Source organism: Deinococcus koreensis, from assembly GCF_002901445.1.
Lineage (GTDB): Bacteria > Deinococcota > Deinococci > Deinococcales > Deinococcaceae > Deinococcus > Deinococcus koreensis.
This window is the reverse complement of the sequence record NZ_PPPD01000001.1, coordinates 2,037,880-2,061,878: the sequence shown is the minus strand read 5'-3', so window position 1 is coordinate 2,061,878 and position 23,999 is coordinate 2,037,880. Positions and strand designations below refer to the sequence as shown.

The 23,999-nt window shown below is 72.2% G+C and carries 23 protein-coding genes; 10 read left to right on the top strand and 13 right to left on the bottom strand.

The genetic code is table 11. The features are described 5' to 3' along the window. Positions 1–6: 6 nt before the first annotated feature. The 3 genes from CVO96_RS09830 to CVO96_RS09820 all read left to right on the top strand — a co-directional run bounded on the left by CVO96_RS09830 (position 7) and on the right by CVO96_RS09820 (position 3,164). The gene (locus CVO96_RS09830; RefSeq protein WP_243398272.1) at positions 7–1,434 is read left to right on the top strand and encodes a phytoene desaturase family protein; all 1,428 of its coding nucleotides are present in this window, start codon (positions 7–9) and stop codon (positions 1,432–1,434) included. After that, the gene (locus tag CVO96_RS09825; RefSeq protein ID WP_279327003.1) at positions 1,413–2,564 is read left to right on the top strand and encodes a cytochrome P450; all 1,152 of its coding nucleotides are present in this window, start codon (positions 1,413–1,415) and stop codon (positions 2,562–2,564) included. Before CVO96_RS09830 ends, CVO96_RS09825 begins: the two co-directional genes overlap by 22 nt. 150 nt (positions 2,565–2,714) lie before the next feature. After that, positions 2,715–3,164 carry a cupin domain-containing protein gene (locus CVO96_RS09820; RefSeq protein ID WP_103312073.1) on the top strand — a complete coding sequence of 150 codons (450 nt, stop codon included), beginning with the start codon at positions 2,715–2,717 and terminating at the stop codon, positions 3,162–3,164. A 59-nt stretch (positions 3,165–3,223) separates the two neighbouring features. Here the strand turns inward: CVO96_RS09820 and CVO96_RS09815 are convergent, their stop codons facing one another. From CVO96_RS09815 to CVO96_RS09800, 4 genes are all read right to left on the bottom strand, one after another. Continuing rightward, entirely contained in the window at positions 3,224–4,405 is a 1,182-nt protein-coding gene (locus CVO96_RS09815; RefSeq protein WP_103312072.1) for a permease prefix domain 1-containing protein, read from the bottom strand. Between the two features lie 67 nt (positions 4,406–4,472). Then, positions 4,473–4,799 carry a PadR family transcriptional regulator gene (locus CVO96_RS09810; RefSeq protein ID WP_103312071.1) on the bottom strand — a complete coding sequence of 109 codons (327 nt, stop codon included), beginning with the start codon at positions 4,797–4,799 and terminating at the stop codon, positions 4,473–4,475. A gap of 125 nt (positions 4,800–4,924) precedes the next feature. Further along, positions 4,925–5,602 (bottom strand): transposase, encoded by a 678-nt coding sequence (locus tag CVO96_RS09805; protein WP_279326991.1) that lies wholly within the window; start codon positions 5,600–5,602, stop codon positions 4,925–4,927. Further along, positions 5,500–5,988: a winged helix-turn-helix domain-containing protein gene (locus tag CVO96_RS09800; RefSeq protein ID WP_103310445.1), complete on the bottom strand. Its 489-nt coding sequence runs from the start codon at positions 5,986–5,988 to the stop codon at positions 5,500–5,502. Before CVO96_RS09800 ends, CVO96_RS09805 begins: the two co-directional genes overlap by 103 nt. A gap of 89 nt (positions 5,989–6,077) precedes the next feature. Between CVO96_RS09800 and CVO96_RS09795 the strand changes: the two genes are divergently transcribed. From CVO96_RS09795 to prmC, 5 genes are all read left to right on the top strand, one after another. Continuing rightward, positions 6,078–7,598 carry an MFS transporter gene (locus tag CVO96_RS09795; RefSeq protein WP_103312070.1) on the top strand — a complete coding sequence of 507 codons (1,521 nt, stop codon included), beginning with the start codon at positions 6,078–6,080 and terminating at the stop codon, positions 7,596–7,598. An 82-nt stretch (positions 7,599–7,680) separates the two neighbouring features. Continuing rightward, a complete protein-coding gene (locus CVO96_RS09790; RefSeq protein ID WP_103312069.1) occupies positions 7,681–8,910 on the top strand; it encodes a DUF418 domain-containing protein in 1,230 nt (409 codons plus the stop codon). Then, positions 8,903–9,400 (top strand): low molecular weight protein-tyrosine-phosphatase, encoded by a 498-nt coding sequence (locus tag CVO96_RS09785; RefSeq protein WP_243398271.1) that lies wholly within the window; start codon positions 8,903–8,905, stop codon positions 9,398–9,400. The genes CVO96_RS09790 and CVO96_RS09785 overlap by 8 nt, the downstream gene beginning before the upstream one ends. Before the next feature lie 83 nt (positions 9,401–9,483). After that, positions 9,484–10,068, top strand: a complete 585-nt coding sequence (locus CVO96_RS09780) for a Jag family protein (RefSeq protein WP_103312068.1) — start codon at positions 9,484–9,486, stop codon at positions 10,066–10,068. A 42-nt stretch (positions 10,069–10,110) separates the two neighbouring features. Continuing rightward, positions 10,111–10,935 carry a peptide chain release factor N(5)-glutamine methyltransferase gene (gene prmC / locus CVO96_RS09775; protein WP_103313406.1) on the top strand — a complete coding sequence of 275 codons (825 nt, stop codon included), beginning with the start codon at positions 10,111–10,113 and terminating at the stop codon, positions 10,933–10,935. 9 nt (positions 10,936–10,944) lie between these two features. Here prmC and CVO96_RS21085 read toward each other — a convergent pair whose 3' ends face one another. Together CVO96_RS21085 and CVO96_RS09765 are read right to left on the bottom strand one after the other, a co-directional pair. Continuing rightward, positions 10,945–13,782, bottom strand: a complete 2,838-nt coding sequence (locus CVO96_RS21085; RefSeq protein WP_165795264.1) for a hypothetical protein — start codon at positions 13,780–13,782, stop codon at positions 10,945–10,947. A 119-nt stretch (positions 13,783–13,901) separates the two neighbouring features. Continuing rightward, on the bottom strand, positions 13,902–14,309 hold the full coding sequence (locus tag CVO96_RS09765; RefSeq protein ID WP_103312067.1) for a Fur family transcriptional regulator: 408 nt from the start codon (positions 14,307–14,309) through the stop codon (positions 13,902–13,904). Between the two features lie 299 nt (positions 14,310–14,608). Between CVO96_RS09765 and CVO96_RS09760 the strand changes: the two genes are divergently transcribed. After that, the gene (locus CVO96_RS09760; protein WP_103312066.1) at positions 14,609–15,565 is read left to right on the top strand and encodes a biotin--[acetyl-CoA-carboxylase] ligase; all 957 of its coding nucleotides are present in this window, start codon (positions 14,609–14,611) and stop codon (positions 15,563–15,565) included. Between the two features lie 70 nt (positions 15,566–15,635). Continuing rightward, on the top strand, positions 15,636–16,220 hold the full coding sequence (locus tag CVO96_RS09755) for a biotin transporter BioY (RefSeq protein WP_103312065.1): 585 nt from the start codon (positions 15,636–15,638) through the stop codon (positions 16,218–16,220). A 390-nt stretch (positions 16,221–16,610) separates the two neighbouring features. Here CVO96_RS09755 and CVO96_RS09750 read toward each other — a convergent pair whose 3' ends face one another. The 7 genes from CVO96_RS09750 to CVO96_RS09720 form a co-directional block, all read right to left on the bottom strand. Then, positions 16,611–18,407: a DUF4900 domain-containing protein gene (locus tag CVO96_RS09750; RefSeq protein ID WP_103312064.1), complete on the bottom strand. Its 1,797-nt coding sequence runs from the start codon at positions 18,405–18,407 to the stop codon at positions 16,611–16,613. Further along, positions 18,404–19,297 carry a prepilin-type N-terminal cleavage/methylation domain-containing protein gene (locus CVO96_RS09745; RefSeq protein ID WP_103312063.1) on the bottom strand — a complete coding sequence of 298 codons (894 nt, stop codon included), beginning with the start codon at positions 19,295–19,297 and terminating at the stop codon, positions 18,404–18,406. The genes CVO96_RS09750 and CVO96_RS09745 overlap by 4 nt, the downstream gene beginning before the upstream one ends. Beyond that, a complete protein-coding gene (locus CVO96_RS09740) occupies positions 19,284–19,769 on the bottom strand; it encodes a type IV pilus modification PilV family protein (RefSeq protein WP_165795263.1) in 486 nt (161 codons plus the stop codon). The genes CVO96_RS09745 and CVO96_RS09740 overlap by 14 nt, the downstream gene beginning before the upstream one ends. Further along, entirely contained in the window at positions 19,766–20,356 is a 591-nt protein-coding gene (locus tag CVO96_RS09735) for a pilus assembly FimT family protein (protein ID WP_103312061.1), read from the bottom strand. The genes CVO96_RS09740 and CVO96_RS09735 overlap by 4 nt, the downstream gene beginning before the upstream one ends. 324 nt (positions 20,357–20,680) lie before the next feature. Continuing rightward, positions 20,681–21,754: a recombinase RecA gene (recA, locus tag CVO96_RS09730; protein ID WP_103312060.1), complete on the bottom strand. Its 1,074-nt coding sequence runs from the start codon at positions 21,752–21,754 to the stop codon at positions 20,681–20,683. After that, positions 21,751–22,749, bottom strand: a complete 999-nt coding sequence (thpR, locus tag CVO96_RS21675) for an RNA 2',3'-cyclic phosphodiesterase (protein ID WP_341476175.1) — start codon at positions 22,747–22,749, stop codon at positions 21,751–21,753. Before thpR ends, recA begins: the two co-directional genes overlap by 4 nt. Further along, on the bottom strand, positions 22,746–23,954 hold the full coding sequence (locus CVO96_RS09720; RefSeq protein ID WP_103312059.1) for a CinA family nicotinamide mononucleotide deamidase-related protein: 1,209 nt from the start codon (positions 23,952–23,954) through the stop codon (positions 22,746–22,748). The genes thpR and CVO96_RS09720 overlap by 4 nt, the downstream gene beginning before the upstream one ends. Positions 23,955–23,999 lie beyond the last annotated feature (45 nt).

Here is a 23,999-nt window from a genome sequence, read left to right as displayed (position 1 = left end):
CTGCGGGTGAACAAACGCACGCCACAGCACGTCGCCGTGATCGGCGCGGGCTTCGCGGGGCTGGCGGCGGCGCTGCGGCTGGCCCAGGCGGGCGCGCGGGTGACCGTGCTGGACTCCCTGGAGGGGCCGGGCGGCAAGGCGGCGCTGGGCTTCAGCGATTTCTCCAGCGGCCCGACCGTGGTGACCATGCCGCAGATCTTCCGCGCCCTGCACGCCCGCCTGGGCTGGGAAGCGCCCGAACTGGAGGCGGCCACCCCCACCACCACCTACCACGCTCTGGGCGGCCGCACGTTCGCCCCCCAGGCCCTGCGCGTGGCGGGCAGCCTGGAGCCGACGCTCTCGCAGCTCTCCCGGCAGGAAGGCCAGCGCTACACGCAGCTGCTGGCGGCCTCGCGGCGCATGTACGAGGACGCCGCGCCGACCTTCCTGTTCCGGCCCCCGCCGGGGCGCGTGGCCCTGGCGCGCTACGCCCTGACCAGAGGCCGGGCCGCTGCCCCCGGCACCCCCCTGAGGCGCTACGTGCGCTCCGGCCCGTTCCTGACCCCCTTCTGGCTGCGCTTCGCCACCTACCTGGGGGCCAACCCGTACCGCGCCCCGGCCGTGCTGCACAACATCGCCTGGGTGGAGCTGGGCTACGGCGTGTGGCACCTGCAGGGCGGCCTGCTGGGACTGGCCCGGCGCCTCCACGCGCAGGCCGAGGCGCTGGGCGTGCGCTTCGAGTTCGGCACGCAGGTCGAGCACCTGAGCGTGCACGGCAGCCGCGTGCTGGGCGCCCACACCAGCCGGGGTTCCTTCGCCGCCGACGCCTGGATCAGCGCCGCCGACCGCGCCCTGACCCTGGGGTGGCTGGGCCTGAACGAGCGGGCCACCCCGCGCGGCGTGAGCGGCTTCGCCGTGCAGCTGCGCCTGACAGAGGACATGGGCCGCGCCCACCACCTCTTCTGGCCGGCCGACTACGCCCGCGAGTGGCGCGACATCCGGGCCGGTCGGCTGCCGGGCGACCCGACCCTCTACCTGCACCTGGACGGCGAGCGCGCCTTCCTGCTGGTGAACGCCCCGCCCCGCCCCGAGGTGGTGGGCGACCCGCGCCCGTATGCCGAGGGGCTGCTGAGGTCCCTCCAGGCCCGCTTCCCGCTGGACATCGACGACTGGCAGGCCCTCTCGCCCGCCGACTACGCCCGCACGGCGCAGGGGGGCGCGCTGTACGGCCGGGCGCCGCATGGCCTGGGCGGCAGCCTGCGCCCCGGCTGGTCGATCCCGCCGCTGCGCAACCTGCTGCAGGTCGGCGGCACGGTGCATCCGGGCGGCGGGGTGCCTCTGTCGATGCTCTCGGGCTGGAACGGCGCGGGCTCGCTGCTGGGCCTCAAGTACGACGATCTGGACGGCCGCGAGACGCCCGGCAGGGGTGAGGTGTGGCCATTCGGCATTCACTAGCTTCCCTGCCCGAGCCGCCCACCCGCCCCGGCAATGGCCACCTGCAGGACTGGGCCCTGGCGCCGCTGGGGCTGATCGAGGAGGGCGCCGCCCGTGCCCGCGCCGCCGGGAAGGACGTCTTCCGCCTGCGCCTGGGCCTGCCGGCGGTGGTGGGCTTCTCGCCCGCCTGGAACCGGCGCTTCCTGACCGACCTGGGCACCTTCCGCAGCGCGGGCAGCTTTTCAGCGGTGGTGCCCTACCTGTCGGGCGGCGTGATCCTGAGCGACGCGCCGGGACACGGGCCGCGCCGCCAGACCATGAATCCGGGCTTCGGCAAGCGCCATCTGGAGGTGCTGCGGGAGCGCACCCAGGCCGCGCTGCCGGGGGTGCCCCAGGGCGAGTTCGACGCCCTGGCCTGGGCCGACCGCGCCGTGCTGGCGCTGCTGAACGCGGCCTATTTCAGCGGTGAGTTCAGCCCGCGCCTGCTGCACGCCTTCCTGGCCCCGCTCCGGCAGCCCTTCCCGGTGCCGGCCCTGCCGAGGCCGGGGCTGTTCCTGCGGGTGAACGCCGAGTTGCGTCGGCTGGCCCACCAGCGCCTGACGGCCGGCGGCGACGACCTGCTGGCCGTGCTGGCGCCGCTGCCCGGCGGCCTGGAGGAAACGCGCGTGAGCCTCGCGGCGGCGCACGACACGACCACGCACGCGCTCGCCTACGCCCTCTGGCATCTGGCCCGCTATCCGCAGTGGCACGCCCCCGAGCACCACGGGGCCGTGCTCAAGGAGACGCTGCGCCTGTACGCGCCGGGCTGGATGGGCAGCCGCCGTCTGGGCCGCGACCTGGTGTGGGACGGCGTGCGGGTGCCGCGCGGCGCGCTGGCCCTGTATTCGCCCTACCTGACGGGCCGCGACCCGGGTCTGTGGGACGCCCCCGGCGAGTTCCGCCCAGAGCGCTGGGCCGACAAGCCGCCCGCCTGGGCCTACCTGCCCTTCGGCGGCGGCGAGCGGCTGTGCCTGGGAATGCACCTCGCGCAGATGCTGATTCACGACGTTCTGGGCGCACTGCCGCCGCTGCGGGCCGTGCGGGGCGACGCCACGCCGCAGCCGGGCATCACGCTGGGGCCGCGCGGGCCGCTGGTGGTGCGGCGGGACTGAGGAAGCCAGCAGGAACCCGGTGCGCACGGCCGGAGAGGGGCCAGGGGCCAACCCTCCACTCAGGAGGCCGAAGCGGTACGCTAGAGACACCACAGGACGGACAAAGGCCGCACGGCCCAGACTTGGGAGGCACCCCACAGGGAGGACTGGATGTCCGAGAGCAGACCCGACCGGCCGCACCCCATCGCCCTTCACCGCTACGACCTGGCCGCCCAGCTGGCCCGCCTGCGAAGCGAGGCTCCCCTGCGGGAGCACGGGCGCGACTCGCTCACCCTGGTGCGCGACGCCGACTTCACCCTGCTGCTGATGGTGCTGGTGACGGGTCAGGGGCTGCCGGAGCACACCGCCCCCGGCCCCATCAGCGTGCTGGTGCTCGACGGCCGGGTGGCGTTCAGCTCGCAGGGCCAGCGGCTGGAACTCGGCCCCCACGGACTGGTCACGCTGCCGGCCCGCGTTCCCCACGAGGTCGTGGCCCTGGAGAACAGCGCCATCCTGATCACCATCGCCGTGCCGGTCACGCATACCGACGCGCAGGGGCTGGAGCAGGAACGCCGGCTTCGCTCGGGGCAGCCCGGCGGGTCTCCTGATCTCCGCCCCTGACGGCAGACGCCGTCTGGGCGCGGCAGGGTCAGAGCGGGCCCGCCGCGTCGGCCCCAGCCTCAGCGCTGCTCGCCGACGCTGGGGCCGCGCTGGGAGGCCACCGCGTAGGTCTGACCACTGAGCTGCCCGTTCAGGCGCAGCAGCAGGGCCGGCGCAGGACGCTCGGCGCTGGCATAGGCCGTGATGTCGGCCTGCTCGCCCAGCCAGGCGGCCGCGGCCCGCAGCGCGGCGGGGTCATCGCCCAGTTCCAGGTATGGCAGCTCGTAGGGCAGGCGGAATTCCAGCGCGCCGCCGGGGCCGACCGGCGCCAGATCGTAGGCCAGCACCCGGACGTCGCCGCGCCCCAGCCCCCGCGAGAGCCGGCGGGGCGTGACCAGCGCGTACAGGGTGCCGGCGGGCGCGTCCACCTTCAGGGTGTGGTAGCTGAACACGTTCACGTCGTCCAGGCGGGCGCTGCGCGCTTCGGCCAGGCCCAGGGTGCGGGCCAGCGGGGCCAGCGCGACCGGGTAGAGGGACGAGGCGTCCACTGGCTGCTCGGGCGTGCCCAGCGCCAGGGTCACCGTGCCCAGGTGCAGGCGGGGGTTGAGCCAGCCCTCCACCCGCGCGTCCAGGCCCGCGCGCACGGCGGCCGCCACCACGGCGTTCAGGTCGATGAAGGTGCGCCCGCTGAGGTAATCGCGGATCAGCGTGCGGCTCACGAAGGCCGTCTTCTCGGCGCCGGCCTCCGTCGAAGAGGGGTCGGTCTGCCCGATTGCACCCTGCCCGGTGTCGATCAGAACGGCGCCGCCCTGCCCCGGCAGGCTGAAGACCGGGGCGTCGGGGGGCCCCTGCACCTGCACGCCCGCTTTTTCCAGCTCCTGGCGCAGGCTGCCGGTGTCCACGTAGGTGTAGGGGCCGGGCAGCGGCGTGAAGGCGGGGTGGTAGCCCTGCACCTGCGCCAGCGCCGAGATGTTCAGCAGGGTCACCAGCGCGCCGCAGGCCAGCGCGCCCAGCAGGCTCAGGCGCAGGGCGCCGGGCCACAGGTACACGCGCTGCATCCCGCCCTGGACGAAGCCCGGCTCCCCCAGTTCCCGCAGGGTTCGTCGCAGGGCCTCGGCGTCGCTGAAGCCGGCGAGCCGGAAGTCCTCCACGCGGGCCCCGATGTGGCCGAGCAGTTCGCTGCGGATCTCCTGCGCCCGGTGGCGCTGCAGACGCCGGGTCGCGCGGTTCAGGTACGTCCTCAGGTCATCGTCCTCACTCATGGTGTCCTCCAGGGAGCACTCGAAGCGGGTGAACGGGGAGATGCAGGTGTGGAGGCGCGCCGAGGATTCAGATGCCGGAGGTCAGCCGCCCCACCTGCCGGCTGAAGGTACTGAACTGCTCGCGCTTGTCGCGCAGGGCGCGGCCGCCGCTCTCGGTCAGGCGGTAGTACTTGACCGGGGCGCCGCCGCGCGGGGCGGGCTGGAAGTCGCCGCTCAGCCAGCCGGCCTGCTCCAGCCGGTGCAGGGCCGGGTACAGGCTGCCCACCTTCAGGTCGAAGTAGCCGTCGGTGCGGAGCTGCGCCTCCTTGATGATCTCCAGGCCGTACTTGGGCTCCCCCTCGATGATGGCGAGCAGGATCAGGTCGAGGTGTCCTTTGAGCAGGTTCGCGTCCATGCGGCCTCCTGGCGGCCAGCGCGGCCGACCACTTACTATCGGTTGACTTTATCGTACTCCGATAGATAGAGGCCGGGTGCAAGCCACCTCACTTTCCGCAGCTGGCGCGGAGGACTGATACCGGACTAACATGAATTCAGGGCATGGCGTATCCAGGGGAAAGCGGTCAGCGACTGCACTTCGGACGGTGACGCCATCAAGCGCTGGCACTCGTGGCTCAAGACGTCTTGCACGTCATCCAGGGTCGTGAAGGTTCGGTTCGCCAGGGGACGCTTGACTCGACCGACCAGCGGTTCTGCTGGGGACAGCTCCGGGGTGTAGGGGGGAAACGTGACCAGCAGCATCGTGGGGGGCACGGTCAGCTGCGGGCTGGTGTGCCAGCCCGCACCATCCAGCAACAGCACGATGATGTCCCGCCCAGTCGGATTCACCGCATCGTTGAAGGCCGCCAGGGCCACCTGCATGACCGCCGTGCTCACTGTCGGCAGGATCAAGAAGTCACTCGTGCCGGTGACCGGTTCCACGAAGACATAGACGTAGAGCCACTGGAACCCCCGATGCTGCACCGCGATGGGTCGCTGGCCGACCTTGGCCCACACCCGCATGAGCACAGGTTTGAGCCCAGCGCGGCCTTCGTCCTGAACAAACAGGCGTACCCGCTGGTGCGGGTACGCTGCCTGCGCCGTGCGCAATGTTTGGGCTACTTTTTTTTGAACGCCGCCTGCACGTCTGGATCGGCCGCCAGATGGTGACGGGGACGTGGCAGCTGCACACTGAACCCCAGGCGTTTGAGATACCCCCACGCACACACCTCGGTGATCGCCACCGCAAAGTGCTCGTAGATGTACGCCTGGGCGGTGCCGCTCGTCCACACCCCGCCCCTGGGCGGGGTCTCCATCAGCGCCTCCGAGAGCTGCCGCTGCTGATCGGGGGTCAGGGCGGGGTCGGAGTGGTTGTCCTGACGTTTGTCGCGCACCGCCTCAGGGCCGTGCTGGTTGTATCGGCGCACCAGGGTGCTGATGGTGTTGCGGTTGTACCCCGTGGCATCAGCGATCTGGCGCGGGGGATACCCTTTGGCTTTAAGCCACAGGATGTGCCAGCGGGAGCGTTCGACCGGACGGTGGGCCGATCGATACGACGCTTCAAGTTCCGTGACGGTTCGGTACGGGTGCAGTGGCAGCGTGTCCATGCTTGCAACTCATCTTAATCCCGTATGACCCGGCCGGATTCGGTAGCATCCCGCCCCCCACCCCTGAGCCGGGTCGCCTACGCTGGAGCATGGCCACCGCCGCCCGACCCGCCCCCCTGAGCCCCCCTGAACGCTGGACGCTGGCGGCGACCGTGCTGGGCTCCAGCTTGGCCTTCCTGGACGGCACGGTGGTCAACGTGGCCCTGAGCGCCGTGCAGCGCGACCTGAACGCCACGGCGGGCGGGGTGCAGTGGGTGGTGAACGCCTACGCGCTGATGCTGGCGGCGCTGACCCTGGCCGGCGGGGCGCTGGGCGACGCCTACGGGCGGCGACGGGTCTACGCCTGGGGCGTGGGCCTCTTCGCGCTGGCCTCGCTGGCCTGCGGGCTGGCCCCGAACCTGGGCACCCTGATCGTGGCGCGCGCCGTGCAGGGCGTCGGCGCGGCGCTGCTGGTGCCGGGCAGCCTGGCGATGATCGGCGCGGTGTTCGACGAGTCGCGCCGGGGGCGCGGCGTGGGCCTGTGGAGCGCGGCCAGCTCGGTCATGACCCTGCTGGGGCCGGTGCTGGGCGGTGTGCTGGTCGACCTGGGCTCGTGGCGGTGGGTCTTTTTCATCAACCTGCCGCTGGCGGTGGGGGTGCTGGCGCTGCTGCCGCGCGTGCCCGAAACCAGCGCGCCGGGGGCGCGGCCCGACTGGCCGGGCGCCGTGAGCATCACGGCCGGGCTGGGCGGGCTGGCCTACGCCTTCACGCGCGCCGGCGAGGGCGGCTGGGACGCGGTGGCGCTGGGATCGCTGGCGGTGGCCGCCCTGGGCTTCCTGGCCTTCGCGTGGCAGGAGTCGCGCAGCGACAAGCCCATGCTGCCGCTGGGCCTCTTCAGAAACAGGGTCTTCGTGGGCACCAACCTGCTCACCCTGCTGCTGTACGGCGCGCTGGGCGCGGTGGGCCTGTACCTGCCGCTGGCCCTGATCGGCTCGCGGGGCTTCAGCGCCACCGAGGCCGGCGCGGCGCTGCTGCCGCTCTCGCTGCTGCTGGCGGGGCTCTCGGGCCTCTTCGGCAGCCTCTCCGACCGCCACGGCCCGCGGCTGTTCCTGACGCTGGGGCCGGCGCTGGCCGGGGTGGGCTTCGCGCTGCTGGGGCTGGGGCAGGGCTCCTACCTCACGGCCATCCTGCCGGGCGCGCTGGTGCTGGGGCTGGGCATGGCGCTGACCGTGGCGCCGCTGTCGAGCACGGTCATGGGCAGCGTGCCCCGCGAGCAGAGCGGCGTGGCCAGCGGCGTGAACAACGCCGTGGCCCGCGCCGCCAGCCTGCTGGCCGTGGCCACCCTGGGCCTGCTGCTGGTCGGCAGCTACCGGGGCGCGCTGGACACCCGCCTGCGCGCGGCCGGCGCCTCAGCGGAACTGCGCCGGGTGGCGGTCTCCCAGGCCACCCGCCTGACCGACCTGAAGCTGCCCCCGGGCGCCCCCGCCCAGGCCCGGGAGGCCGTGAACGCCGCCTTCGGGGACGCCTTCCGCACGGTGGCGCTGGCCTGCGGGGCGCTGGGCGTGCTGGGCGGCGTGGCGGGCGGGCTGATGCTGGGCGGGGTGCGGACAGGGATGAGGGATGAGGAGTGAGGGTGGACGAGGGCTTCCTGAGGCGCATGATCCTCAACCCGGCCTCAGCTCCGGCGCCGCACCCAGACGCTAGCCTGCAGCCATGACCGCGCCCACCCCGCTGCCGGACGCTGGACTCCTGGAGGCTGCACCTTTGAATGCTGTGCCCCAGGACGTCCGGCCTTCCGCCGAGGCCCTGGAGGCCGTTCCGGCCGAGCGCGGCCCGGTGAAGGAGCGCTCGCCGCTGCCGGACGTGCTGCGCGGGATGGCGCTGCTGGGCATCCTGGTCGTGAACATGCAGGACTTCGCGGGCTTCCGCGAGTGGCAGCAGCTCGGCGCCGACCGCGTGGTGCAGGTGCTCACCGACGTGTTCGCCAACGGGCGCTTCATCTCCATCTTCGCCATGCTGTTCGGCTGGGGCGCGGCGGGGCTGCTCGCGCGGCAGGGGGTGGGCACCTTTCTGCTCAGGCACGGGGTACTGCTGGCGGTGGGCGCGGCGCATTACGTGCTGGTGTGGCACGGCGACATCATCAGCAACTACGCGCTGCTGGGCGTGCTGCTGCTCTTCACGGCCCGCCTGGGCGCCCGCTCGCTGGTGACCCTGGCGGGCGCGCTGGGGGTGTGGTGGCTGGGCCTGGGGCTGCTGGCCGCCGCCGGAAGCGTGGGCGACGGCCCAGAGAGCCGCTTTACCGGGCTGCCGACCCTGCTGCCCGGCGAGAGCTATGCCCAGCTCCTGGGCGAGCGGGCCTCGGACTTCTCCTCGACCCTGTTGGGCGGCAGCGTGTACAACGGCCCCTGGCTGCTCGCGCTGTTCTGCCTGGGCGCGGCGGCGGGGCGCACGGGGCTGCTGCTGCGCCCGCACGAGCACCGGCCCCTGCTGCGGCGGCTGGCGGTGGGCGGCCTGAGCCTGGGCCTGCCGCTGGGCGTGCTGCTGGCCTGGCTCAACACCCGCTCCGACCTGACGGCCGGGCTGCTGGCGATCCCGGTGCGTATGAGCGGCGGGCTGGCCTCGGCGCTGGGCTACGTGGGCGTAGTCGGCCTGCTCACCGTGCGGGGCCGCCTGGGGCCGCTGCGGGCCTTCGCGGCCAGCGGGCGGGTGGCGCTGAGCAACTACCTGGCCCAGAGCCTGGTCATGACCACCGTGTTCTACCCCTACGCCGGGGCGCAGTGGGGCCGCTGGGGCGCCGCCGCCTGTCTGGCGCTGGCGCTGGGCGTGGGCCTGCTGCAGCTGCCGATCAGCGCGTGGTGGCTGCGCCGCTTCGGCACGGGGCCGCTGGAATGGCTGCTGCGGGCGCTGGTGTACGGCCTGCCCAGGAGGGCTCCCCGTGACTGAGCTGCCCCGGACAGAACTGCCCCTGCGCGTGCTGGCGCTGTGCCTGGGCAACATCTGCCGCAGCCCGCTGGCCGAGGCGCTGCTGCGCCGGGAACTGGCCGCCGCCGGGGTGGACGCCGTGGTCGACAGCGCCGGCACGGGCGAGTGGCACGTCGGTCGCCCAGCCGACCCGCGCAGCCGCGAGGTCGCCCACCGGCACGGGCTGGAACTGGAGGGCCGGGCCAGACAGCTCTCCAGGGCCGACTTCGAGCGCCAGGACGTCATCCTGGCCATGGACGCGCAGAACGCCGCCGAGGCCCGCCGCTTGAGTCCCCCGGCCGCCCACGCCCGCGTGATCCTGATGCGCGACTTCGACCCGCTGGCCCCCGGCGCCGACGTGCCCGATCCGTATACCGGCGGCCTGGGGGGCTTCGAGGAGGTCTACGGGATGCTGGAGCGCAGCGCCCGGAGCTTCGCGCAGGCAGTGGCGGCGCAGCGTTCGGCACCGTGACCATCCGGCACGGGCGGGAGGATGGGCGGGCGCATGGGAAGGTCGTGAGAACGGAGCCCGGCACGGACGCTAGACTGGACGGTATGGACAACCGGACGAACCTCGACGACTACCTCGCGGGGCTGGGGATTGCCGGCGCCGATGAGAGCGAGCTGCCGCCGCCTGCCCCGGACGCCGCTCCCAGCGCCCCACCCGCCCTGGAAGCGGCCCACGAGGCGCCGGTGGTGGTGCTGGAGCGCTTCCTGCGCGGCCTGATCGCCCGCATCGACCCCGAGCTGAGCGTCAGCGTGCAGGAAACGGAGGACGCGCTGGAGGCCGAGATCACCGGCGAGAACGCCGCGAAGCTGGCGGGCCGCGACGGGCGCACGCTGGGCGCCATCGAGGTGCTGGCCTACACCGTGCTGGCCAAGCAGGAGGGCCGCAGCGAGCTGCGCGTGCGGGTGGACATCGGCGGCTTCCGCAAGCGTCAGGCCGACACCCTGACCAAACTGGCCGAACGCCTGGCCGTGCAGGTCGCCAAGAGCGGCGAGGTGCACGAGATGCAGCCCATGCCGGCCGCCGAACGCCGCGTCATCCACATCGCCCTGAAAGAGCACCCGGACGTGATGAGCGAGTCCGTGGGCGAGGGGGCCAGCCGCCGCCTGATCATCAAGCCCCGCCACGGCTAGGCGGGCCACGTGACGGGAAAGCCCGGCGCGGCGCCGCAGACCATCCGCGCGGCGCTGCGCGCGGCCGTGATCACCCTGCGCAACGCGGGCGTCCCCTCGCCGGAGGTGGACGCCCGCGCCCTGCTGGAGCGCGCCCTGGGGCTCTCGCCGGCCGCGCTGCTGCTGCGCGGGGCCGAGACCGTCGATCCCCGGCAGGCCGGCCTTCTGGAGGGGCTGCTGAGCCGCCGCGCCGCCCGCGAACCGCTGCAGTACCTGCTGGGCGAGCTGGAGTGGGGCGGCGTGCGCCTGCGCGTGGACGCCCGCGCCCTGGTGCCGCGCCCCGAGACCGAGTGGCTGCTGCACCTGGCGCTGCAGGGACTCGCGCCCGGAGCGGCGCCCCGCGTGCTGGACGTGGGCACCGGCACGGGCGCGCTGGCGCTGGGCGTGAAGGCCGCTCGCCCGGACGCCCGGGTCACGGCCACCGACCTCAGCCCGCAGGCCCTGGCCCTGGCCCGTGAGAACGCGGCCCTGAATGGGCTGGAGGTCGCCTTCGTGCACACCGACCTGCTGAGCGGCCTGGACGGCCACTTCGACCTGATCCTGAGCAACCCGCCCTACCTGCCGGATCACGACCGCGACGGCGCCCAGCCCGAAGTCCGCCACGACCCGGACATGGCCCTGTACGCCGGCCCGGACGGCCTGGAGGTGGCCCGTGCCCTGGCCGCGCAGGCCCGCTCGGCCCTGGCTCCGGGCGGCCCGCTGCTGCTGGAACTCGACCCGCGCAACGCCGCCCTGTTCGCCGCCGAGCTGCGCGCCGCCGGCTGGCAGGCCACGGTTCACCCCGATCTGAGCGGCCGCGAGCGCTTCGTGCAGGCCGACCTGGGCTGAGACGCCGGGTCAGCCCAGCGAGGCGGGCTCCGCCGGCCCGGACGCCTCCGCCGCGGTGGTGGGCGCCGCCGGGGGCCGGGGCGCCAGCACCGCCAGCAGCAGCAGGCTCAGGCCAGAGACGAGCACCGCCAGCCCCGCCGCCACGCCAGGGGTACGGTAGACCAGCGCGTCCAGCGTGGCGCCCTTCAGACCGGCGGCGATCATGACCACCACACCCGCCGTCCAGCGGGCCCGGGCGTCGGGCGAGTGGGCCTCGCGGAAGGCCTGGACACAGGTCTGCAGACCGACCAGCAGCATGGCGAGGCTGGCCAGCGAGTACCACGAACCGCCCGCAGTGGGCGAGAACAGGCTGAGGCCCAGGATCGGCGGGGCGACCAGCGCAGCCAGCCACAGCGCGAACCTGTTCGCCGGCACGGGCGGCAGAGCCTCCAGGCCGTGGGCAGAGGGTGGGAACGCCGCCCGCAGCCACGCCTGACCGGCCGGAGTGCGGGTGAGCAGCCAGACGGCCAGCACGAGCAGGGTGCCGGCCTCCAGCCACAGATTCAGGCCGGGGCGCCCCGCCGTGCCGGCCAGCGTGCCCAGCCAGCCGCCCAGCAGCCCCAGCCCCAGCAGCATGTCCACCCTGACCGGGGGCAGGGCACGCGGCACCAGCGCCGAGAGCAGCGCCACCACAGCGGCCGCGGCGGGCACGCTGGACTCCAGTTCCTCGCCCCCCAGGCCCAGGGCCAGCGCGCCGGTGAGCAGGGCCAGGGCCAGCCCCTCGGTCAGGCGGTGGCGGGCGTACCACAGCAGACCCCCACCCGCCAGCAGGGCGCCCAGCAGCGCGGCCAGCGGATGGGGGCCGTCCTCGAACATGGCCAGCAGCCACAGCCCGCCCAGCGCGAGGCCCGGCAGCGCCGCGGCGCGCAGGGTGCCGGCCAACGCGCTGCCCGTGATCCGGCGCCGGCCCAGGGACGGTGCCTGGCTGAGCCACAGCGCCACCGCCAGCGTGACCGTTACGGCCAGCATCGGCCACAGGCGGTCGCCCACGGCCAGCACCAGGATCAGGCTGCTGGCCGTGGCGAGCCAGGAGGCGGCGCGGCGCGGCGCACCAGAAGGGGCGGCGGGCGATCCGGGCTCCGGGGCGGCGGGCGGCGCCGCCGCAGGCATCGTCGCCCAGCGGTCGGCGGCCAGGCGCAGGGCCCCCGCCAGACCGATCAGGGGCGGCAGGAGGCCCAGGACAAGGCTCCCCGACGGCCCGCCCAGGCCCACCAGCACGCTCCAGGCGGCGACCAGCGCCAGTCCCAGCGCGCCCAGCCGCAGCCAGACCCGGCTGCGGCCGTGCAGCCCCAGCAGCAGCAGCGCCAGCGCCACGCCAGCGAGCGCCGAGGGCTGGCTCCGCAGGCCCAGCAGCGCCACCAGCGCCGCGCCCAGCACGCCCGTGGTGGCGGCGGTCAGGGCGCCGGCCAGGGCGCCGGGCAGACCGGATTCCGGGGCACCCGTCTCCCCACCCTCTTCAGAGACGCGGCCAGGGGGCCCGACCAGCCGCCACGCCCACGCCGCCGCCGCCAGCAGGGCCAGCAGCAGCCCCAGCACCGGCAGCGCGCCGGCCACGCTTCGGCCCTCTCCGTTCAGGCCGACGCCCACGGCCAGCATGACCGGCAGGTACGGCGCCAGCCCGGCCCACACGCCCGCCAGTCGCAGGCGGGTGTCCGTGCGCGAGCGGTCGGGCAGGGCCGGGCCACGCAGCAGGGCCAGCGTGGGGGCCAGGGCCAGCACGCCGAACGCGGCCCAGACCAGCAGCCCGGCCGGCTGTCCGGGTGCGGCCGCGCCGTCCAGCAGCAGCGCCCGGGTCAGCAGCCCGCTGGTGTCGTCCGGATTCGCGTTCCACCACGCCGACTGGTGGTTCGCCGACGCGACCAGCCAGCCCAGCGGCACCACGCCGGCCGCGCCCAGCGTGAGGGCCAGGGCCACGCGCCAGTCCTCGGCGGACGGGAGCTGACCAGCCCGGCGTCCAGCCAGTCCCGGAACGTCCAGCTCGGAGGCGTCCAGTTCGGGGGCGTCCAGCTCCGGGGCGGCGGCCAGCGCCACGCGCGCTCCCGCCACCGCCAGCCCGGCCAGCCCCATCACCGCGCCCGCCGCCAGGATCGACACGCGGCCCAGGTCGTCGGCCAGCAGCCACACGCTCAGCGCCGAGCCACCCACGGCCAGGGCGCCCAGCAGCGGCTGGCGGCGGCGCTGTCCATCCCAGGCCAGCGCGGCGCTGAGCCCGAGCAGCCCCAGCATGACTGCGCCCGGCCCCCAGTCGTCCGGCAGGCGCTGGGCCAGGCTGCCCACGCCCAGCGCGGCCACGCCGTAGCCCAGGCCGCGCAGCGCGCCGGAGACCGGTTGCGGCGTATGCCGGGCCACCGCGTACAGCAGGCCCCCGAAGGCGAAGACCGCCAGCAGCAGCGTCCAGGCGGGCAGCCCCAGCGCCCGCAGGGTGAAGGCCAGACCAAAGAGCACCAGCGCCCCGCCGATCACGCTGATCCGCGCCCGGCTGAATTCCGGCCCCCAGATCGAGGGCCCCCGCGGACGAGCGGGCGGCGCAGGCGCGGCGGGTCTCAGATCGAGCGGCGCGGCCTGGACATCCTCCGGCCAGACGGGTGGGGGCACCGGCACACCGGCCGGACTGGGCGGCCGCGTCGCCGCAGCCTGCGCCGCGACCGGCGTGGCCCCTTCAGCGGGGAGAGCGGATCTCTCCGCCAGTTGCGCCTCCAGCCGCCGCAGCCGCTCCATGACCTCCGCCACCCGGCGATCCGCGCTGCGGGCACGTTGCAGGGCGACGAGGGCCAGCACGAACGCCAGAAACACCAGCAGCTGCGTCATGCCCGATGGTACGCCGCGCCGCCCGGCAGAGCGGCCGCTTTGGGATGCAAGCTACTTTTCAGAGTGCAGGTGAGCTGGATACGCCCGTTCCGGACGCCAGGGGTTCGGGCCGCCTCAGCTCAGTTCAGGCGTTCCGCGCTGCTGGCCGCGCAGTCTGCGCACACGCCCAGGAATTCCAGCCGCACGTCGGTGACCTGGAAGCCCGCCGGGAAGGCCGGCTGGGGCACATTGGGCAGGGCGGAGGCGTCGATGTCGAAGATCATCCCGCAGCCCCGGCAGACCGCGTGGTGGTGGGCCTCGCCGTCTCGCTTGTAGTCGTAGCGGGTGGCCTGACCGGCGCGCTCCAGGGTCACGACCACGCCGTCGCGCACCAGGGCGTCCAGGGTGCGGTACACCGTGCCCAGGCTCACGCTGGGCAGCCGCTCGCGCACCTGGGCGTGAATCCACGCCGCGTCGGGGTGGGAGCGCGCGCCGCGCAGCACCTCGATTACGGCCACGCGCTGCTTGGTCTGCCGCAGCATCGTCATGGGGGAAGTCTAGCAAAGGGCGGGTGTGGAGACGGTAACGGTGGGCGGAGGCGCCGAACAGGGGGCTGGGCGAGGGGGCTGGGCGGTCGGCCTACCGGGTACTCCTCCCCTTCCCTCCGGGCAGCAGTCGGGAAAATCTCGGTTGATCCGTCCTTCCGTTCTCCCCCTGACTCGCACTGACCACAGAGACGGGAACTCGCACCGAAGAGATCTCCGCAGCGGCCCCGCCCTCTCCCCCGTGCTCCCGTTGTACCGGGTTCATTGCCTTCGTTCGGCATTCCGGATAAAACACTGAACGAATGCCCGACCGCCTGCTCTCCCTGCTCAGCGACGTGCCCCAGACCGGGGACGCGCTGGGCGCCCGGCTGGGCCTGGGCCGCGTGAGCGTGCACACCCTGGCCCGCAGGCTGGCCGAGGACGGCGTGCCCGTGCAGGTGGGCCGCGCCGGCTACAGCCTGCCCCCCGGCACGCCCGCCCCCGCCCTGACCCACAGACCGGGGCCGCTGGGCGTGGCCATGCACTATGCCGGCACCGTGGGCAGTACCCAGGACGAGGTTCGCGCCTGGGCCGACGACCCGCACGCCTCCGACTCACGCGGCCCGGCCCCACACGGCGCGGTGGTGGTGGCCGAGCGCCAGACCCAGGGCCGGGGCCGACGCGGGCGCGCCTGGACGACCACCCCCGGCACGCTGGTGTTCTCCGTGCTGCTGCGCTCCGGGCCAGGCGGCGCGCCCTTGACCGTGCCCGATCTGGCCCGCCTGCCCCTGGCGGCGGGCGTGGCGCTGCACGAGGCGTGTGGGGTCGGCGGCCTGAAATGGCCCAACGACCTGCTGGCCCCGGACGGCCGCAAGCTGGCCGGCCTGCTGCTGGAAGCCGACCTGCGCGGCGAGGAAGCCCGGCGGGCGGTGCTGGGCATCGGGATCAACGTGAGCGGGGCGCCCGAGGGCGCCGCCCATCTGGGCGAGTTCCGTCCCGGCCTGACCCGCGCCGGGGTGCTGAGCGCCGTGTTGCAGAGCCTCCACCCCTGGCTGCTGGCCTCGCCGGAGCAGGTGCTGGATGCCTGGCGGGCGGCCAACGTCACGCTGGGCCGCCGCGTGCGCGTGGACACCCCCCAGGGCCCACTGGAGGGCACCGCCCGCGACCTCGATGCCCACGGCAGCCTGATCGTGGACACCGCGCAGGGGCCGCGCACGGTCAGTGCCGGGGACGTGCAGCTGGTCGGCGCCCTGAAGGGGGCAGGCGGCCCGTCGCCCTGAGTCCCACTCCTCCGCCCGGCCCCCTGTTCCCCACCCCCTCTCCCCCATCTCAGGTTTCACAAGGAGTTCCATGTCACTCAGCTACCCCACCCTGGCCCGTACCCTGGCCCCCACCCCCAGCCGCCTGCGCGACGTTCTGCTGGTGGTCGGCGCCGCCGCGCTGGTCGGCCTGCTGGCCCAGGTCGAGATTCCCCTGAAGCCGATTCCGCTGACCCTGCAGACCCTGGGCGTGCTGCTGGTCGGCGCCGCGCTGGGCTGGAAACGCGCTTTTGCCGCCCTGGCCCTCTACGTGGCCGCCGGAGCCGCCGGTCTGCCCATGTTCGCGGGCGGCAGCGCCGGCCTGATGAGCAGCGGCGGGGGCCTGCGCGCCAGCGTCGGCTACCTGGCGAGCTATCCCTTCGCCGCCGCGCTGGTGGGCTTTCTGGTGCAGCGCTACGGCCTGGATCGCAAGTTCCTGGGCACCTGCCTGGCCATGCTGGCGGGCAGCGTGGTGATCTACGCCTTCGGGCTGCCCGTACTGGGCGCGCTGACCGGCATGAAGGGCAGCGCCCTGCTGGCGGCCGGCCTGACCCCGTTCATCGTGGGTGACCTGCTGAAGCTGGCGCTGGCCGCCCTGCTCCTCCCCGCCGCCTGGACGTGGGTTCGCACCCGCTGAAGGAAGGGAGAGAGAGCCGGGCCTTCCGAGGATGGAAGGCCCGGCCTGCTCTAGGGTCGGCACGGGGCGGAAGCGGCATCTCGACGGACTCGCGCCGAGGCCGTGTCCACACCGCAGCGGACGTCCCTAGTCCCAGTGAGCGGCTCCCGTAAAAGACCCCCACCTTCACTCGGGTGGGGGTCTCGCGCTGGGTGGGTTGTCGATGCCCCCGGTGTGGTTGCCCCGCCCGTCGCTCCTTCCAGTGTGTGCCAGCGCGGGCGCCGGAGCATCCGCCGAAAGGAGGAGGGGGAGGGTAGGCATGATGGCGGGGCTGACCCCGTTGTGTTGAGGCGGAACACTCCAGTTTCGCGCAGCCTGAGACGCCGTTTCTGGCTTTCCGTGGCGCCGGGCCTACTTCTCGGCCCAGGTGCGCTGGGCGGGCAGGGCGCCCTGGGCCACGAACAAGGTGGTGGCAGGGAAGAAAGGCGGCGCCACCGCACCGTTCAGGAAGCGCGGGTCGAAGTTGAAGGCGTCCCCGTACCCGGCGGCGATACTGATCTGGCCGTTGGCGGCGATGTTCGCCAGCCCACGTGGCGGATCCTTGTCCTCGGCCAGACTGCCCAGGAGGTGGATGCTGCCTTTGGACAAACCGATATTGTAGTTCTCGACTGAAAAGCCTTTGCCCTTGGCACCGGCCAGAACGGCGCCGTGCATATAGATATCTGCCGGGGCCGAGGTGCCGATCTGGATATCACCGCTCCCGGCAATCAGGCCGAGGACATTCTGGGCGGCTGGCTTGCTGATCGGGTTGTCCTGGTAGGTCAGGTCGCCCTGCACGACCACGTCGCTGGAGGCCGCGACATTGAGTTTGGTGGTCGAGGCGATGGCCGGTGGAATCTGAGGCGGCACGGAGTTGTCGCTCGGCAGGGGGTTGGGCAACGTGCCGGTGCGGGGCGGCCCTTTGAGGCTGCTGACCTTCCCCTCGACGTACAGCTGTCCGTTGGGTACCCGGTTCACGGTGGTGGTGCTGCCGTTGGGCCACCTGGTCACCGTCGGCCCGTTGGGAGCGGTCACGGTGATGGTCGTGGTCTGGTTGCCCTGCTTGACGGCGTATACCTGATTGTTACTGACCACCGACAGGACGATCTCGGCGTCACCCTGGATGTAGATGCCGCCGGTCGTGGGGAGGTACACGCCATCCGGCACGCCGCTGTTCCCATTGCCGCTGCCACTGCCGCTGCCGTTGCCGTTGCAGTTGTTTGAGGTGATCTGCAGCGCGGCGCAGCGCTCGGATTTGCTGGGAGACGACAGATCGCTGGGGTCGAGACCCAGGGCGGCGCGGGCCTGGGAAAAGCTGTTGGCCGGCAGGGCGATCTCAGGCACGTCGTACTGCAGGCCAAAGCCGCCCCAGTTCGGCTGGGTACAGCTGTGCGTGGAGGTACTGACCTTGACGTACTTCTTGCTGGAGCAGTTGTACATCTCGACGTCTTTGCTGGCGGTGGTGGCGCCACGGCTGAAATTCGGCGTGCCCGCGAAGCGCCAGTTGCGGTTCACATGCACCGGGCCGTCGTAGTTCATCCCGGTGGCGTAGAAGTTGCCCTCCTTGCTGCCCCCGTCGTCGGAGAGCAGCAGGAACTGGTTGAGATACTGACGGCCCATCGAAATCCCCAGGGTGCCCTCGACGTTCACGTTGCGGCTGAACGACCCCACCTGACCGGTGCTCTCGACCCGGTAGTCCACGAAATAGCGCTGGCCCTTGGAATTGAACGAAGCCGGATCGGCGCGGAAGTTGGAGAAGATGATGCGGTCGGTGTAGTTCGCCCCACCCACGGTGCCGGTATGCAGCGTGCCGAGCCCGTTCAGGCTGGCGATCACGTTGGAGTATTCGCCGGGCGGAACGATGGGATTTTTGGCAGAGTCCTTGTTGGACTGGGCAAACTGGGTGGCGTAGGTGTTGAGCGTGGCGTTGAGTCCCGTCAGGATGGTCTGGCTCAGGGTGAAGGCGGCGTTCGCCTGCCCAGCCTCGGCGGCGGCGCGGGCACGCACCAGTCCGGAGTGACTGCCGGCCTGCTGGACGCCAGACACGCTGCCAGTCAGCACGACCGAGGCCATGAGCATCAGAACGACCAGAAAGCCCAGGGCGGTGACCAGGATGTAGCCGCCGGTCTGGTGCGCCGGGCGCTGCGCGGGGAAAGGACGCGTGCTCATATTCCGGCCACCGGAGCGGGCACGGTGATATCGCGCATGAAGACCGTGGTAGACAGGGTCAGGTTCGACCGGCGCTGCCCCCGCACGCCCTGACCGGTCAGGGTCACCCGCAGGGCGCGCGGTTTCTGGGGGGTCGCGCTGAACGTGGCGCCATCGGCCGAGTACTCGACCTGAAGGCCAGTGATGTCCAGGGCCACCACCTGAAGGCCGCTTCCCACCGCCTGCCGCGTCAGGGTGCTGATTCCATTGATCGTGCGGATAGCGTACTGTACGGCGTCCACACGCCCGACCGTGGTCTGGGGCGAGTAGGGAAAGGTCACCACAGTGCCGGGATGCACCACGGTCGGGCCGCTGCTGTCGGTGCCGCAGGGAGCGGTGTCGTGCAGTTTCAGCCAGGTCGACTGGGCGCCGTCGGTGACCAGGGCGTAGGCGCCGCCGCTGAAGATGTCGGCGCAACTCTTGTTGGCGGCGTTCGTTGAGGCCACGCGCGTGCTGCCACTGCTGGTGTACGACTGGCTCCCCGGGTAGCCCGGCGGTTCACGCACGGCCAGGATATTCGTCGAGTCCATCAGGGTCACGGTCAGCGACGAGCCGCTGGAACTGTAGGTGCCCAGACCGGGAGGCAGGGCACTGGCAGGCCCAGCCACCACGCGTGGCCCCACCGACTCCCGCAGATCCATGGAGATCAGTTCCAGGGCGGCCCGCATACTTTCGTCCACTCCGAGTTGCAGCTGGCTCCGGGCCTGCACGTTGCCGGTGCTCACGAGCATACTCAGCAGCACCCCGAAGATGATCAGCGAGACGGCCGCCGCCACCAGCATTTCGATGAGCGTGAGCCCCGCCTGGCGGGCGAGGGCGGCGGGCGGGCCCTGGACGTTATTGCAGGACATAGGTCGAAACCTCCATGGTCTGTTTGCGCGCGTCGTCACGAACCTGCACGGTGATCTGCCAGAGTTCCTGGCTGGTGCCGGCCTGCAGACGCGTGCCGGTGATGACGTTCCGGTACCCTCCGAAGCGGCTGCTCATACTGCTGGCGCTGGCCGAGTGCGAATAGATACCGTCCAGGCTGTAGTTGTGGCCGACCGGGTAGGTACAGGTGAAGCTGCTGCTGTTGCCGCTGCAGACACTGCCAGCCGAACCCAACGGTTCCTGACGGGCGCGGTAGCGATCCAGCCAGCTTTCGGTCACGCTGTCCACGGTCGTCCGCGCACGCGAGGCGCCGTCTGAGCGGATAGAGGTCAGCAGCAGGCTACTGAGCGAGGTGATCAGGATCGCGCTGACGCTCAGGGCCACCAGCACCTCCACGATGGAAAAGCCCGCCTGCTGCTGCTGGCGTCGTGCCGCGCCCAGGGGGATCTTCACATGCGCCTCGCGATACCCAGGGCGCTGACACTCAGCGTCTTCAGGCCGCTGCCGGCCAGCACCCGGATGTCCGTGCTGGTCGTGAGCTGGCCCGACTGGTTGTAGGTGTTCACGTAACCCTTGGTGTTGAAGTCGTACCGGCGCGCCACGGTTGCGCCCATATCGAACATCGGCTTGGGAAAGGTCGCCGTCCGCACAGCGCTCCAGGCGGCAGTCGGGGTAGCCCGGTTCTCCACGATGTAGGTGCTGGCATCGACCAGCCGGATCCGCCGCTCCTGTCCGGTCGCCTGGGTACGGGTGCGCGACACGTTGAAGTCGCTGGCCAGGCCGGCCAGGAAGTTATCGGCGTCCAGGCTCTGGCGCCAGCGGGCCATGCTGCTGACCCCGATGCTCATCAGGATGCCCAGCACGACCATGCCGATGAGCAGTTCCAGAAGTGTGAATCCCTGAGCCCAGCCTCCACCGGGCCGAGACTCCCGACGCCGGCGGGTAGCGAGAGTGCCGCCGATCAGCGGGCACCCGACCGCTGCGTGGGCGCCGGGGGCCCCATCTGGGCCAATGGATGGAATGGCGTTCTTCTGGGTCATACGGTCTCCACTGAAGCTGGGCAACGACTCGCGAGAGCGCGCGGCCTATCAGGCTTGAGGGGAAGCCTAATTTTCGCTGTATTGCTCGCCTCTTACTCTGGAAATGAACTGAAGGACAGTTAAACCATTAGTTAATTTAACGATTAGTTCACAGTCGTTTGAGAATCACCGCGATGTCGAAGAATTCACAGAGAGAGTGAGGATTCGTGCTGCGCCGGTCTCAATAGGAGGGCCTGACCTGCACCCTGGACACGGCCCGGCAGGACAGCACGCAGCAGGCCCGCGTCCCTGGTGGGAGACGCGGGCCTGGGCCGGTGAGCTGGTTTACTCGGCCAGGGCGGGCACCGTAGGCAGTTCCGGGGCGTTGCCGGTGCGGATGGCATTGGTGACCTTCTGGCGGATCTCCTCGGCCAGCTCAGGGCGCTCGGCGATGTAGGCGATCGCCTTCTCCTTGCCCTGGCCGATGCGCTCGTCGTTGTAGGAGTAGAACGAGCCCGCCTTCTTCACGATGTCCATGTCGGAGGCCAGGGTCACGAGGTCGCTCATCTGATCGAAGCCCTTGCCGTACATCAGGGTCAGCTCGACTTCCTTGAAGGGCGGGGCGACCTTGTTCTTCACGGTCTTGACCTTGACGATGTTGCCCACGGCGTCGTTGCCCAGCTTGACCGGCTGGCCGATCTTGCGCACATCCAACCTGACCGAGGCGTAGAACTTGAGCGCGCGGCCGCCCGTGGTGGTCTCGGGGTTGCCGTACATCACGCCGATCTTCTCGCGCACCTGGTTGATGAAGATGGCGGCGGTGCCGGTCTTGCTCAGGATCGCGGTCAGCTTGCGCAGCGCCTGGCTCATGAGCCGGGCCTGCAGGCCGGGCAGCGAGTCGCCCATCTCGCCCTCAATCTCGGCGCGCGGGGTGAGCGCGGCCACCGAGTCCACCACGACCACGTCGATGGCGCCCGAGCGTACCAGCAGCTCCATGATCTCCAGGGCCTGCTCGCCGTTGTCGGGCTGCGAGACCAGCAGTTCGTCGGTGTTCACGCCCAGGTTGCGGGCGTACACCGGGTCGAGGGCGTGCTCGGCGTCGATGAAGGCGCACGTGCCCCCGGCCTTCTGGGCCTGCGCGACGATGGCCAGGGCCAGGGTGGTCTTGCCGCCGGCTTCCGGGCCGTAGATCTCGGTCACGCGGCCGCGCGGGATGCCGCCCACGCCCAGCGCCAGATCCAGGCTCAGGCTGCCGGTGGAGACGACCTGCACGTCGAGCTTGCTCTCGGCGCCCAGCTTCATGATCGAGCCCTTGCCGAAGGCCTTCTCGATCTGGCTCATGGCCGTCTCGATGGCCTTGGCGCGCTCCTTGCTGTCGTTGGGGGCGGCGGTGATCTCTTTGGGGTTGTCCTTGCTCATGATGGCTCCTGTGGGGGGGCGGATTCGGGGGCGGGAGGGTCGGTAGACGGTGTGGTGTCGGGCGGCGAGGTCGCGACCTCGGGAGTCTGGAAGCGGTAGCTGCCCTGGGGCTCGTAGATGGGGCCGGTCTTCTGCAGGAAGCTGCGGTACAGCGTGACGCCGCCGGCCGTCCAGCCCAGGTCGTAGGTCTGCGGGGGCACGCGCGGCGCCGGCCCCTTCTTACGCGCCAGGGTGATGTGCGCCTTGAAGGCCAGCTCGTCGGTGCTCAGGCCCAGCTCGTGAACCCCGGCGCGCAGCGCGGCCGCCAGCTCGTTCAGACCCTCGGCCTCGACCTTGACGAACCACACGCGCGGGCTGCCCTCGTTGGGAAAATAGCCGGTGCCGCGCAGGCGTACGTCCAGCGGCGCCAGTTCCGGGATCAGCCGGGCGCCCAGGGCCTTCAGGTCGGCCAGACGCTCCGGGGGCGCGGCGGGCAGGTAGGCCAGGGTCACGTGCATCTGATCCGCCCGCACCGACCGCCAGTTGCCCTTCAGGGCCCGCTGGGCCTCGGCCAGCCGCGCCGCGACCTCGGTGGGCACCCGCAGGGCGTAGAACAGCCGGAAGGTGCTGGGCGTGTGCGCCTCTTCCAGCGGCGGCCGTGCGGGACGGGCCCCCCGCCGGGCCGTCTGCGGCCCCTTGATGCTGCGCTGATCAGGGCGGGTCTCCGGACGCGCCGGCCCCTGGGCCCGCTCCTGGCGAGGCCCGGCGGGCGCCGCCTTCTGTGGGGCCGGCTGCTCGGGGCTGGCTTTGCGGGTCACCCCTTTGGGCATCAGCCGCGCCACTTCCTGCTCGAGGCTGAGGTCGGCGGTCTGAGCATCCCGCCGCTTCGCGGGCTTCTGTTTCACGGGCGTCTGGCCAGCGCCGCGCTGTGCGGCCTTCGGCTGTCCGCCTCCGGCCTGCTGCGCTTTGCCTTCCGCCTTCTGCGCCCTGCCCTCCCCCTTCACGCGCACCTTCATGCGTCCCACCCGCCGGGGCGCAGGGTGCGGTAGGCCAGGGCCAGCGCGGCCACGGCGGCGCGTTCGCGGATCTGAGCGGGGTCGCCCGGCCAGTTCAGGCCCAGCGACTTCTGGAGGTCGTCGGCGTGCAGGGCGGCGTAGGCCTGCCCGGCCTGCTCGCCCCCCGCCTGCACGACCACCGCCAGACCGACCTCGGCGCCCAGGTGCTCGCGCGCCCCGGCCGCCAGTTCCCGCGCCGCCTGCTCGCTGACCAGCCCGGCGCCCTGCAGCGTGACCGGGGTCAGGCCCAGGGTGATCAGCCGGCGGTGATCCTGCGTGACGGCGGCGTCCAGAAAGCCGGGCTCGTCGGCCAGCAGGGTGCTGAGCAGGCCGGCGCTGCCCGCCTCGATCACGCTCAGCGTGCGGCCCTGCAGGGCGCGGCCAAGGGCCCCGGCCAGGGTGTCGGCATCTTCGCCCCATGTCCACCGGCCCAGCAGGCCGCGCACCTGGGTCAGGACGGGGTCGAGCAGCGCGCGGGCCGCCGCCTCGCTGTCGGCGCTGGCGGCCACGCGCACGTCCACGCCGGTCTTGCGGGCGTAGGTCGCGACGCTGGGGTTGGCGCTTTTCGTCAGTTCTGCCAGCAGTTCGGCCACGTTGCTCTCCCCGATGCCCTGGGTGTGGACGGTGGTGTGCAGCAGCGCGCGGCTGGGCAGGGGCAGCCGGGGCAGCACCTGCTGGGCCCACATGCGCTGCATCTCGCGGGGCGGGCCGGGCAGGGCCACGATCAGCTTGCCTGCCGCCGTCCGCACGAACCAGCCGGGCGCCGTGCCGACCGGGTTGGGCAGGGCCTCGGCGCTGGGAATGAGCCAGGTCTGCTTGCGGTTGATGGCCGGCATGACCCGGCCGCGCGCCGTGTACAGCCCTTCCAGCCAGCTCAGCAGCGCCGGGTCTTCCTGCGGGGTCTCATTCAGCGCGGCGGCGATCGCCTCGCGGGTCAGGTCGTCGTCGGTGGGGCCCAGGCCGCCGCCCAGGATGAGCAGGTCGGCGCGGCCCAGCGCCGTCTGGATGGCACCGGTCAGGCGCTCCAGGTTGTCCCCCAGCACGGTTTTGCGGTGCAGCGTGACCCCCCGCGCTCCCAGCTCACGCGCCAGGAACGCGGCATTACTGTCGACGATTTCGCCGAACAGCAACTCTGTGCCTACGCTGATAATTTCTGCTAGAAGCATAACAACCTCGGGAAGTATAGGCGAAAACGGAACGAGCGTCCACCC